12 protein-coding genes are annotated in these 12,131 nt (G+C 56.3%); 4 read left to right on the top strand and 8 right to left on the bottom strand.

From position 1 onward, the window contains the following. Positions 1 to 20: 20 nt before the first annotated feature. Positions 21 to 1,406 (top strand): APC family permease, encoded by a 1,386-nt coding sequence (locus VK738_03575; protein ID HTD21705.1) that lies wholly within the window; start codon positions 21 to 23, stop codon positions 1,404 to 1,406. A gap of 143 nt (positions 1,407 to 1,549) precedes the next feature. Here the strand turns inward: VK738_03575 and VK738_03570 are convergent, their stop codons facing one another. Continuing rightward, positions 1,550 to 2,623 (bottom strand): alpha/beta fold hydrolase, encoded by a 1,074-nt coding sequence (locus tag VK738_03570; GenBank protein HTD21704.1) that lies wholly within the window; start codon positions 2,621 to 2,623, stop codon positions 1,550 to 1,552. A 330-nt stretch (positions 2,624 to 2,953) separates the two neighbouring features. Further along, entirely contained in the window at positions 2,954 to 3,718 is a 765-nt protein-coding gene (locus tag VK738_03565) for a phytanoyl-CoA dioxygenase family protein (GenBank protein HTD21703.1), read from the bottom strand. Between the two features lie 155 nt (positions 3,719 to 3,873). On the opposite strand from VK738_03565, the gene VK738_03560 reads away from it, so the two are divergent. The 3 genes from VK738_03560 (at position 3,874) to VK738_03550 (ending at position 6,353) form a co-directional block, all read left to right on the top strand. Further along, the gene (locus tag VK738_03560; protein HTD21702.1) at positions 3,874 to 4,269 is read left to right on the top strand and encodes a helix-turn-helix transcriptional regulator; all 396 of its coding nucleotides are present in this window, start codon (positions 3,874 to 3,876) and stop codon (positions 4,267 to 4,269) included. Positions 4,270 to 4,345: 76 nt separating this feature from the next. Then, the gene (gene mutM / locus VK738_03555) at positions 4,346 to 5,236 is read left to right on the top strand and encodes a bifunctional DNA-formamidopyrimidine glycosylase/DNA-(apurinic or apyrimidinic site) lyase (GenBank protein ID HTD21701.1); all 891 of its coding nucleotides are present in this window, start codon (positions 4,346 to 4,348) and stop codon (positions 5,234 to 5,236) included. Between the two features lie 100 nt (positions 5,237 to 5,336). Beyond that, positions 5,337 to 6,353, top strand: a complete 1,017-nt coding sequence (locus VK738_03550) for an ROK family protein (protein HTD21700.1) — start codon at positions 5,337 to 5,339, stop codon at positions 6,351 to 6,353. A gap of 22 nt (positions 6,354 to 6,375) precedes the next feature. On the opposite strand, the gene VK738_03545 is transcribed toward VK738_03550, so the two are convergent. The 6 genes from VK738_03545 to VK738_03520 all read right to left on the bottom strand — a co-directional run bounded on the left by VK738_03545 (position 6,376) and on the right by VK738_03520 (position 12,037). Next, positions 6,376 to 7,155: a pseudouridine synthase gene (locus VK738_03545; GenBank protein HTD21699.1), complete on the bottom strand. Its 780-nt coding sequence runs from the start codon at positions 7,153 to 7,155 to the stop codon at positions 6,376 to 6,378. Between the two features lie 54 nt (positions 7,156 to 7,209). Further along, positions 7,210 to 7,977, bottom strand: a complete 768-nt coding sequence (gene scpB / locus VK738_03540) for an SMC-Scp complex subunit ScpB (protein HTD21698.1) — start codon at positions 7,975 to 7,977, stop codon at positions 7,210 to 7,212. 63 nt (positions 7,978 to 8,040) lie between these two features. Next, positions 8,041 to 8,904, bottom strand: a complete 864-nt coding sequence (locus tag VK738_03535) for a segregation/condensation protein A (GenBank protein HTD21697.1) — start codon at positions 8,902 to 8,904, stop codon at positions 8,041 to 8,043. Between the two features lie 44 nt (positions 8,905 to 8,948). Continuing rightward, complete coding sequence (gene trpS / locus VK738_03530; protein ID HTD21696.1) at positions 8,949 to 9,986, bottom strand: tryptophan--tRNA ligase; 1,038 nt, start codon at positions 9,984 to 9,986, stop codon at positions 8,949 to 8,951. Between the two features lie 138 nt (positions 9,987 to 10,124). Beyond that, on the bottom strand, positions 10,125 to 10,937 hold the full coding sequence (locus tag VK738_03525; GenBank protein HTD21695.1) for an acyltransferase: 813 nt from the start codon (positions 10,935 to 10,937) through the stop codon (positions 10,125 to 10,127). Between the two features lie 125 nt (positions 10,938 to 11,062). Continuing rightward, positions 11,063 to 12,037, bottom strand: a complete 975-nt coding sequence (locus tag VK738_03520) for a transketolase C-terminal domain-containing protein (GenBank protein HTD21694.1) — start codon at positions 12,035 to 12,037, stop codon at positions 11,063 to 11,065. Positions 12,038 to 12,131 lie beyond the last annotated feature (94 nt).

Genomic DNA, 12,131 nt, shown 5'->3' with positions numbered 1-12,131 from the left:
TGAGGAGGTAGCCATCGAAATTGAAAACAGCCGTACAGCAGCAACTTATCCCAACCGTTAATTTTTCCTCCCCTTCCAAAAATAAAAATCTGACTTTGTGGCCGCTCGTGGCCGCGACCTTCTTCATGGTCTCCGGTGGCACCTACGGAACTGAAGACACCGTCCACGGCGCAGGATACATGGGCGCCATCCTGATCTTTCTGATCACGCCGGTGCTCTGGAGCCTGCCTACCGCCTACATGATCGGCGAACTCGCCGGCGCGCTGCCGGAAGAGGGCGGATTCTACGTCTGGGTGCGCCGTGCCCTGGGGCCGTGCTGGGGATTCCAGGAGGCATGGCTCTCGCTGGTGGCCAGCATCTTCGATATGGCGATTTATCCCACGCTCTTTGTTCTGTATCTCAAGCACCTGTTTCCCTATTTTGGCATTGGACATCATGGCGCGCTGGTAGGATTGGCCATCGTCACAGTATGCGCGTTGCTGAACATCGCCGGAGTCCGCCTGGTGGCGCTGACTTCGCTCTGGCTGTTCGTACTGCTCTCCTTGCCGTTTGCCGTACTGATAGTTTTTGCGCTGTGGAAGCACGGCATGTTCACCGGCCAGACGGTGCAGACCACCGCGCACGTGGACATGATCACCGGCATTCTGGCAGCCATGTGGAATTACATGGGATGGGATAACGCCTCAACCATCGCCGCCGAAGTTGATAATCCGCAGAAGACCTACTCGCGCGCCATGATGATCACCGTAGGCATCGTGGCGTTGAGCTATGTTTTGCCGACGGCGGCGGTTTCGCTGACGGGAATCTCGCCCAGTGCCTTCGCCGAGACCGGGTCGTGGGCTGAGCTGGCGGCGCAGGTTGTCGGGCCGTGGCTGCGCGTCGTGCTAGTGGTGGGCGGCATGTTGAGTGCCTTCGGTATGTTTAACTCCTTGGTCATGAGCTACTCGCGCCTGCCCCTGGCCATGGCGCAGGATGGCATGTTGCCGCGCGTGTTTGGCAAACTGCATCCGAAAACTAAAGCTCCGTGGGTGGCGATTCTTACGCTGGCTGTCGCCTGGGCGGCGTGCCTTGGGCTTAACTTCGAGCGGCTGATTACGATTGATATCTTGATTTATGGCCTGAGCCTGTTGCTGGAGTTTGCTGCGCTGGCGGCGTTGCGCCTGCGTGAGCCTGATCTGCCGCGTCCGTTTCGCGTACCCGGCGGAATGTTCGGAGCATTTGCCGTGGGCGTGTTTCCCATGCTGCTGCTTGGCTTTTCTGTAGTGCGCAGTGAGAGCGAGCACATCGCGGGCATGAATGCGCTGGCGTTTGGATGTCTGCTCATTGCGGCAGGGTTCGTGGTCTATTTCTTGCGGAGTGCGATGATCTCATCTGCCAAGAACACAGAGCCGGAGACGTTCTCGTGATGAATTTCAGCTCTTAGCTCTTGGCCTTTAGCTTTGCGATTCAAGGTTCTGGAAGATCCTGCGGGCCGAAGTTTAGGCTTCAGTCGTAGAGACGTAGCAGGCTACGTCTCTACCGCAATTTCTTTATTGCGGCCGGCGCCCAGTTAACGCTGTGATCTCACCAGAAGCTCGGCCAGATAGTTTTCCCAGTTTATCGGCCAGGTATGCGTGCCGTGCCCGCGGGTGTGCTCGGTGATGGGCAGCAGAAAAAATTTTCCATTCTTGACCCGCAGTATATCTTTGTCCACAATCTTGAGCTCCGGCGGATTAATCACATCATCAGCCGAATTTATGGCGGTGAGCGGCGCCGTGATTTTTTCCAGTTGCGGCTCAGGGTTATAGTTCCGCGAGGCGTCGAAGTAGTACAGCATGTTATTGGCGTCTGTGATCTTCAGGCGCTTGGAAAGTTCCTGCTGAAGATAGCCGTCGGCTTCTTCTCGTGTGGGAGCGGCTGCCTGCATCTGTACTGCGCTGCTGCCCATGATGAGCAGGACGTCGAGCGCGCCGACAAGCCCGTGGGGCTGGTTCTTGTACTCTCCATTGTTCCAGTCGGGCGAGGTGCGGATGCTATCCATGACCATCTTGCGCATGATGCGATTGCGTCCGGCAATTTCAACCGGCTGGCAGGCCAGCGGCATAAGCGCGTCCATGAAATCAGGATGCTGCTCGCCCCACAACCAGGTGTGCATGCAACCCATGGAAGCCCCCAGCACCAAGCGCAGATGATGGATACCCAGCCCCTGCGTCACCAGGCGATACTGCAGCTCGATCATGTCGTCGTATTCATAGTGCGGAAAGCGCATGTGCAGGCCGTCGCTGGGTTTGCTGGAGTCTCCATGACCGATGTTGTCGGGAATGATGATGAAATATTTTGCTGCGTCCAGCAGTTGGCCGGGACCAAACAACTCGCCGGCAAAATTAGGCACTAAAAATTGGTGTGCCGACCCTCCCGTGCTGTGCAGGATGAGCACCGCATTGCGAGAGCTGCCGCTCGAATCTTTCTGCAGAGTGCCCAAGGTGTAGTAATGCAGTTTGACCTCAGGCATGCGCTCGCCCGACTTGAACTGAAAATCTTTGAGGACAAAGTCTCCCTCTTGAGGAGCGGGATAATCGGCAGCCGACGCCAACAGGGACGTAACGGCCATAAGCAACATCAGAGCTGCGCGAGAAACTTTCATTTTGAACCTCCATGTCTTCTTCAACCTTCGACCCCAGTTAAAGCTCTTTCCATTGTTTCCACCCGAGTCAGGCAGCGGGGGTGGGGGTACTTGCTGAATAGTCCATCCTGGCGCTAATTCATTGAAAATAAACAACATACTCGTAAAATATTCAGTACTAGCTGGGCAGTGTCTCGTAGTGTTTCTCATACATACATCTCCTAAACACATTTCTATTAAGTTACCGTTACCCAAACCTCTGGACTCCAGGCACACGTCATGGAAATGATAGGCGACAATTCTTCCGGATCCAACGGTTTGGTGCCTCTTTGATATCACTTTAAGGCCCGGCTAAGCGTCCCGAGAATGCCGGCCTGCCTGGGGAAAGCGCATCATGCCTTGTTGCTCGGCGGTCAGGGACTCCCACGTCGCGCGTGGAAGGTCTTCCACGTCGCGGCTGGCGTCTGCATACCAACGGCGAACGTAGCGGATCGTGGCGAGCGCGCGGGGCACGTCAGTCGTATTGGGTGTGCCCCGATGCAGCGCCCACGGATGGCGAATCAGAACGTCGCCGATCTCCAGTGGGACGGCCTGCATACCAATCTCGCCGGCCTCGACCGCCCGAAGCGCGTCCATTCTCGTCATGCGATGGGTGCCTGGCGCAATTTCGATGGGGCCGTGCTCCCGCGCGATCCGGACCAAGCCAAAACTGACAACCAGGGCATATGCGGGGAGCGCGAGATCGGGAACCTCGGGAAAGAGCGGATGCTGATAGTCCACATGAACCCCCTGATATCCAGATCCGCGCAGAGGCACATCGCAGCCCCATTGGTCAGCGACAACCCGGTCATCCATCAGCCCACGCACAATACACAGTACGTCATCGTCGAAGAAAAATTGTGGGATGAAAATGGGTGGCTCGAAAGGCATCGCCAGAAAGTGGCGATGTGGGCCCCGGTTCGACGCATGGCCGCTGTCGAGATGCGTGAGCAGACGTGGCCAAAACGCCTGCCGGCAGGCTTCAACCAGGAGCGGCGCGAAGTGCTTTCTGAGGATGCAAAAGCCTTGTTCTCTGACCGCACTGATCTTTTCGCGAATCGATTCGATGGAAGCCATAAAGGTGTTTCGCTAAACAACTACGCTCTCTTTAGCTTCGGGGCGACTGTCTGCCTGCCAGATTTAAAGTAGCCCACTGCCAATCCTTCTATTTCGCTTGGGGGATTGGCCGACATCCTCCATAATATAGAGAGACAAATACTACTAGAAAACCTATGGCAAAACGCAAATCCCAGGGCGCATACATGATCAGCACGGTGGCCGAAATGTATGAGATACATCCGCAAACCTTGCGCCTCTATGAGCGGGAGGGCCTGCTCAAACCTTCGCGCACCGAGGGCAACACCCGCCTTTATACGGAAGAAGATTTGAAGCGGCTGGAGTTCATCCTTTCGCTGGCGCGCGATTTGGGCGTCAACATAAGCGGCATTGCCATCATCCTGCAAATGCGCGAGCGCATGGAAGAGATGCAGCGCCAGATGCATGAGTTCGTGAATTTCGTGGGCAAAGAAGTCATGGCCCGCCGGGAGGTCCCCGATCCCGCGCGTGGGGCAATTGTTCCCATCCGGCGCACCGCCGTTGCCGAGACTACGTCTCCGAAGAAAAAATAGTACCCAGTACTCAGTTAAAATCTAGACTGGAATGATAACTGAGTGCCGACAACCGAGTACTGAGTACTGTTTTCTCATGCCTGAACTTCCTGAAGTTGAAACCATCGCTCGCGGTTTGGCCAAGCGCGTCACCGGAGACGTGATCGAATCGGTCTGGATCGGCAGCAAGCCCGAGCCGCTGAAGTCGCCGGCTCGCGCCATCACTGCCTTGCTGGAAGGCGCCAGCATTGAACGCGTGCACCGTACTGGCAAGCACATCGTACTGGATCTCGGCCGGAATCCCATGGCGAAAAAAGTTCAGCCGGCCCGAAATTCTCAGCGCGGAAATGAATCGGCAACGAGCAAAGACCTTACCGGGCATTGGATCGTTCATCTGGGGATGACGGGCAGATTGCTGATTGCCGATCCGCAGATGGAAGTTGCCAAGCACACCCACCTGATCGCAAAGCTCGCCTCCGGGCGCGAGCTGCGTTTCGTTGATCCCCGGCGCTTCGGCCGACTATCTGTCGTAGAACCTATAGATGAAGGCCAGAATGGAAGCGTATTTACAGGCAAAGAACCGCTTGAGGTCGAGATCAACACCTTCATGGCTTTGTTTCGCAAGCGTGACACGCCCATCAAGAGTGCGCTGCTGAACCAAAAATTGTTGCGCGGGGTGGGCAATATCTATGCTGATGAGTCGCTCTTTCGCGCCGGGGTCCGCCCGCGCCGCCGCGCCGGCAAGTTGACCCAAGTCGAGCTGCAACGCCTGCATGTTGCCATTCAGAAGATTTTGCGTAAGGCGATTGCTGCCGGGGGCTCTTCAGTCTCCGACTACGTGGATGCTTCCGGCGAAGAGGGTTTTTTCCAGTTACAGCATCGCGTGTATGGCCGTGAAGGCGAGCCGTGTCTGGTCTGCAAGACTCCCATCAAGCGTGTGGTCATCGCCGGGCGCAGTTCACACTATTGTCCGAAGTGCCAAAAGTAGCTCGAAGCTGCTAGCTTCTAGCTGTTTTTGGGCGTGGCTAGAAGCTTTAAGCACGGAGTACTAGGCAACGCGTCTTTAACAAAGTATCCTAATAAAGTTTATGCCTTCCTACGCGATTGGTGTTGATCTGGGTGGAACGAACCTGCGCATTTCGGCCGTAGATTCGGGCGGCAACCTGCTGCAAAAAATCATTACCGGCGCGCAGGTCGCCAAAGGGCGCGATTTTGTTGTTGAGGAGATGTGCGCCTCCATCCGCCAGCTCTCGGTAAAATTTTCTTCTCTGGGCCGGTTGGAGGGTATTGGCATCGGCGTGCCGGGAATCATAGACATGGAAACCGGCGTCGTACGGAAGTCTCCCAACCTGCCCGATTGGGTTGATTATCCCGTACGCGAAGAAATTGAGCGCCGGCTACAGACCAATGTGATCCTGGAAAATGATGCCAACGTGGCTGCGTTGGGCGAAAAGTGGCTAGGCGCAGCGCGGGACGTGGAAAGCGTTTGCATGATTACGCTCGGGACCGGGGTGGGAGGCGGGCTGGTTTTGAATGGAAGGATCTGGCGCGGCATGACGGGGATGGCCGGCGAGTTAGGACATATCGCCGTGCAGCTCGATGGCCCACCGTGCGGCTGCGGCAGCCGGGGATGCATCGAGCAATTTGCCTCGGCGACTGCCATCAAGCGCATGGCGGTTGAGGCCATTGCCAAGGGAGAGGCCCCAGGGTTGGCCCGCGCCATGGAGGTAGAGCCCGAATTCAGCTCGCGCGTTGTCTATCAGATGGCGGTGCAGGGCGATGCCGCAGCCCAGGAGATATTTCGTACGGTGGGCTATCGTTTGGGTATTACGCTCGCCGACCTGATCAACATTTTTAATCTGCCTATGTATGTCATCGGCGGCGGTGTGGCCAGCGCATGGGACGCTTTTGCCCCCGCCATGATGGAAGAGGTCCGCAAGCGTTCTTTCGTCTACCTGGCCACCGAGCCCAAGCCGGAGCTTCCAGCTTCGAAGAAAACCATCATCACGCAAGCCCTGCTGGGCAGCGATGCCGGCCTTTACGGCGCCGCGCGCCTTCCCATGTTGGAACTTCACGTTGTGGAAAAGACCGAAGCGAGAGCGTGAGGGCGAATCCACGTGCGCCAAATTATTTTTGTTTGGATTGCTGATGTTTGGATTGCTGACGCACGGCGTGACGCAAGCTTTCGACTTCTCCTGCATTCAGCGAACGGAAGCGCCCCGCCTCTACATCAAGCTGCAGCGGTCCATAACGCACGCGTTTGATCTTTTCCACGCGACGGCCAATGCGCTCGAACATGCGGTGAATCTGGCGGTTGCGTCCTTCAATGAGCGTGACTTCATACCAGGGATTAGGAGCATTATGGGCGAGTTGAATCTTTGCAGGCGCGGTCTTTACTCTTCTGCCCTCGACGCCCGTCGTGATGGAAACCCCGCTCCGTAGTTTCGCCAGGTCAGCTTCTTGTGGCTTTCCGCTGATTTTTACCAGATAGGTTTTAGGAACGTGAGAGGCGGCGCGCGTGAGCAGGTTGGCCAGATCGCCGTCGTTGGTCAACAGTAGCAACCCCTCGCTGGCCCAATCCAGCCTGCCGACAGGATAAACCCTTTCAGAGACCGGCGGCTTTGCTTTACGAAGCAAATCCATCACCGTAGGCCGCCCTTCAGGATCGGTGACAGTGGTGACATATCCCTTGGGCTTATGGAGCAGAAGATACGTCTTTTGTCCGCTGCGGGCGGTTGGAAGCAGTTTGCCGTCAACTTTGATATGGTCGTGCGCCGGGTCGGCTTTGCTGCCCAATTCGGTAACGATTTGCCCGTTGACTGTCACCCGGCCGGCGGTCATCAGCTCTTCGGCCTTGCGGCGTGAGCACACACCGGCAGCAGCGATAATTTTTTGCAAACGATCCACGAAAAACAGTCCTCAGTCCTTAGTCGGCGCATTTTAGCAGTTGGTATTTGGCTCTTAGCCAAGATGTTCCGAAGTGTTGGCTTCTTCTTCCGATGTTGCACGATCTCCCGTAGTCTGAATTTCAGGAGCTCCGTTTTTGGGAACTTCAGCGCTTACGGCTTCCGTGTTTTCAGCAGCCTGCGCCGGCTCGGGCTCGGCATCAGGGATGCCAGTAGCATCAGCGATGGCAACTTCGGCAAACAGTCCTTGCTGGCGCAACGATTCACCAGCGATCTTCTCGAATTCTTCCACACTGGGCAGTTCGTTCAGCTCGCTCAGTCCAAAGCGCAGCAGAAACTCCTTTGTAGTTTTGTACAGAATCGGACGGCCGACTACGGCCTTGCGTCCGGCCGTGGTGATCAGCTTGCGGTCAATGAGCGTGGCCAGCACTCCGCTGGTGTCAACGCCGCGAATCTCGGCGATCTCGGGCCCGGTGATGGGCTGCTTGTAGGCGATCACGGCCAGCGTCTCCAGCGCAGGCAACGAGAGCCTGATAGGCGGCTTCAGGCTTTTCGCAAAAGCACGCACCGCATCGTGGTGCTCGGGCTTGGTGCTCATGCGGTAGCCCCCGCCGATTTTGCGGACTTCGATACCGCGTTCGTCGGAGGCAAAAGCAACGATCAGCTCTTCCACTGCGGCACGGACTTTTTCTTTGGCGTCGTCCTTCGTGCCCGCATCTTCCCCGGCTGCCAACTCATCTTTGAGAACGGCAGTCATCTGGTCAATGCTGACCGGTTCTTCGGCAGCATAAATAATGGCTTCGATTTTGGACTTTAGATTCATAAAAAAGCTCTGTCTTTGGCTTTCTATAGGCGCTTCGCGCCGGCCTTCGGCAGAGCGGAACGGTTATCTCCAATCATCTTTGACGGCCGCGGATTCTCCCTCGGCGAAGACGGTATCGAACATGGCATGTTTTTTAATCAGGATATCGCCGAAGACCCGGTCCTGCCGCAGCAGGATGGCCTGCAACCGCACCAGCTCCAGCAAGGCCAGAAATGCGCACACCAGCGTGCGGCGCGATTGCGTGTGCTGCAGCAATTGCTTGAGCCGTATGGGGCGCTCTTCCAGAAGCAGCCGCCGACGCATGTAATCAATCATCTGCGAGACCGTGACGGTTTCGTCATCCACCTGCAACATAGGCCGCGATCGGGCGCGGGCCAATATTTGTTGGAAGGTGCGCACCAGGTCTACAACATCGGCAGCCAGCTCCGGCTCGGTGCCCTCGGCGTCCTTGAATTCCCGCAGCGCCGGGTTCGACCACACCGCATTTTCGATTTGCTGTTTTTGCAGTAACATCTGCGCGGCATTTTTGAATTTTTCATGCTCCAGCAAGCGTTGCACCAGCTCTTCACGCGGATCTTCCATCTGGTCGGCGGGCGCATCCGGATCGCGCGGCAGCAGCATCTTCGACTTGATGTGGATGAGCATTGACGCCGTATAAATAAATTCAGCGGCGATATCCACATCCAACTGCTTCATGCGCTCCACATAGGCGAGGAACTGCGCCGTGATGCGGGCGATGGGGATGTCGTAGATATCAATATCCTGCTTGCGGATCAGGTCAAGCAAAAGGTCCAGCGGCCCTTCATAAACCTGCGAGACGCTGACCGCAAAAGGGAAGTCGCTGACACGCTGAGCCACCACCGAATTGTTTACGGATGGTTTGCCAGCAGCAGCGCTCGAACCGGGTTGTGGAACGACGTCAGTCATTTTAAGCAATCAGTAATCAGCACTCAGCATTCAGCCAAAGCAGATCATTCAAATTCCTTCGACATCTGCATGGCTGCTCGGGCCTCCTGCATGGTGGCCTCGGCTGCCCTCTGGGCCTTGGCTGAGCCTGTATCAAGAATATCCCAAGCCAGCCGTGGATTCTGTTCATATTTTTGCCGCCGCTCCTGCATGGGCGCAAGCTTTGCCACAATGGCGTCGGCGGCCCAGCTTTTACATTCAATACATCCAATGCCGGCGGTGCGGCAGCCGGTGTTTACCTTATCCAGGGTTTCGGCGCTGCTGAAGATTTTGTGCAAGTCGCCCACCGGACACACATCAGGATTGCCCGGATCAGTGCGCCGCACCCGCGCCGGATCGGTGACCATGGGTTTTAGCTTTTGCCGGACCACCGGCTCGGGATCAGTCAGCAGGATGGTGTTGCCGTACGATTTCGACATCTTGCGGCCATCGGTGCCCGGCAGCTTTGGCGAAGGCGTGAGCAGCGGCTGCGGTTCAGGAAAAACAAACTTGTCGTCTCCCGGATAAAACTGATTGAACCGCCGCGCGACCTCGCGGGTCAGCTCAATGTGTGCTACCTGGTCGTCGCCTACGGGAACAACGTCGGCCTGGTACATCAGAATATCGGACGCCATCAGCAGGGGATAGCCCAGGAAGCCGTAGGTGTTGAGGTCTTTGTTGCCCAGATTCTGTTGTTGCTCTTTGTACGAGGGCACACGCTCGAGCCAGCCCAGCGGGGTGATCATGGAAAGCAAAAGATGAAGCTCGGCGTGCTGCGGCACATGGGACTGAATAAAGATGGTCGAGCGCTCCGGATCGAGCCCGGCGGCGAGCCAATCGAGCAGGATCTCTACGCAATTCTGCTTGATCTGTGATGTATCGGCGTAGTCGGTGGTCAGCGCATGCCAGTCGGCAATGAAGAAATAACAGGCGTACTTACCACCCTCCTGCAGCTTCACCCAGTTTTCCAGGGCGCCTACGTAATTTCCCAGATGAAGTTTGCCGGTGGGGCGCATGCCGCTCAGCACGCGCGGTTTTTGTATGGACGTTGCTTCAGGTGACATTCAACTCTCTGGAGACGAAGGTTTTTACGATGGTAACACGGCGACAGTTTCAAGTTTCGAGTTTCAAATCTTTTCGCCGCGGATGAACGCGGATCAACGCCGATTGCTCAAAAAAGACGCCAACAATGCCAATGCGTCCTACTTTTTCTCAGGGGATGGGGGCTGGCCAGGAGGAGCAATGGTTTTAACCTTTAGCGTCCTGGCAGGAATGCCACCCTTGATGTGATAGGGCTCAATATCTTTTGTGGCCACGCCCATCGCGCCCAGCATGCCATGCTCGCCGATCTTTACGCCGCTGAGCACGGTGCCGTGGTAGGTGATGCGTGCCTTAGGACCGATCTCGGTGGCAACGTTGGTGACGATCATGCCGTCGTTGAGGTCATGCTCGTGCGAGTACACGTTGGCGTAATCGGAGACCGAGCTGCCCTCATGGAGAATAATTTCACCGCGGTCATCGAGCAGAACGTATTTGTGAATGGTGCAGTTGTCTTCCACCGTCAGGTTATAGCCATAGGAGATTTCGACACCGTGGAAGATTTTTACGTTCTTACCGCAATATTTGAAGATGTGCCGCGCCAGCATAGCGCGGACGCGGAAGCCCAGCCAGTGGTTCAGCCCGACGGGCGAGCGGTCATACATCATCCAGAACCAGATCAGCGGTTTGCGCTCGGCGTATTTTGCCGGGTCCACGTCGCCGTAGTATTCGGGTTCAAGCGTGGCGTTGCGCGGATCAAAAGAATGCACCAATGCCTGCTGCGTCAGGGTTTCGGTGAGCTTGGGCTCTTCGTAGCCGCGGCCGAGATACAACTCGTGCAGAGCGTTGCGGACCGCCAGACTGCGGTGCTCGGGATCGCGGTTCGCAAACTCGCGGTCGAGCGACTCAATCCAGCCAAGAAATGTTTTTTCGGCTGCAGGCGTTGGTCCGAGTTGGCGGTAGTCGTAGCGAGGCATGGGAAGGACGATTTACGAATTACGATTTTGTGATTTACGATTTCTGTAGTCTTAATTTATAAATTGGCTCTGTTAAGCATTTATTCAACCACGTTTCTGTAAATCGAAAATCGTAAATCAGAAATCTAGCTCTTCCGCTTTAGAACGGCGTGGACAGCTTTCACGATGTGAGGCGCCGTAAGTCCGTACTTTTCCATAAGCTGGTCGGGCGTGCCCGATTCGGCGTAGGTGTCCTGGATGCCGACAAACTCCATGGGCACGGGCTTGGACTTGGCTACAGACTGCGCCACGTGCGCGCCCAATCCGCCATCAAGCAGGTGCTCTTCCGCAGTGACAATCGCGCCGCACTCCTGCGCGGCCTTGGCGACGGCGTCGTCATCCATCGGCTTGATGGTGTGCATGTCAATTACGCGGGCGTGAATGCCCTCTTCTTCCAGTTGCGCCTGCGCGTGCAAGGCATAGCCAACCTCAAGGCCACAGGCGACAATGGCCACATCACGGCCATCGCCGTGAACTTTCGCCTTGCCAATCTCAAAGGTATCAGCGGCTGAATAGATGATGGGACTCTTTGCACGCGCCGTGCGCATGTAGACAGGTCCCACGTGCTCCGCCATGCGATGCACCAGGGCGCGCGCACAGAATTCATCGGAGGGAACCAGGACTGTGAACCCAGCCAATCCGCACATGAGGGCAATGTCTTCTACCGATTGCTGGCTCGGTCCATCTTCGCCGATGGAGATGCCGCCATGTGAGCCGCAGAACTTGGCGTTCACGCGAGGGTAGGCAACGCAGGTGCGCATCTGGTCGTAGCCTTTGTCGCAGAGAAAAACTGCGAATGAAGAAGCAAAGGTCAGCTTGCCGCACAGCGCCAGGCCGCTCGAAATGCTCACCATGTTGGCCTCGGCAATGCCGCAGGTGAAGAAGCGCTCAGGGAACTTCTCCTGGAACTTGGCGCTGAAGGTTGATTTTGCCAGATCGGCATCCAGAACCACTACGTTCGGGTCCTTCGTGCCCAGCTCGACCAGCGCCTGCCCGTAGGCCTCGCGCGTGGCTGCTCCCATCTTCAATTCGAATTTCGGTTTTGTCGGAGTAGTCGCCATGTGCATTTTTCTTAAGTTAAGTAATGCTCAAAATTTATCGCAAGATTCGAGCCAGGTTGCCAATACAAAGTGGGAATTACGATTGACGAATTAC

Source organism: Terriglobales bacterium (assembly GCA_035487355.1).
GTDB lineage: Bacteria > Acidobacteriota > Terriglobia > Terriglobales > Acidobacteriaceae > QIAW01.
This window is presented reverse-complemented; position numbering and strand designations above follow the sequence as displayed.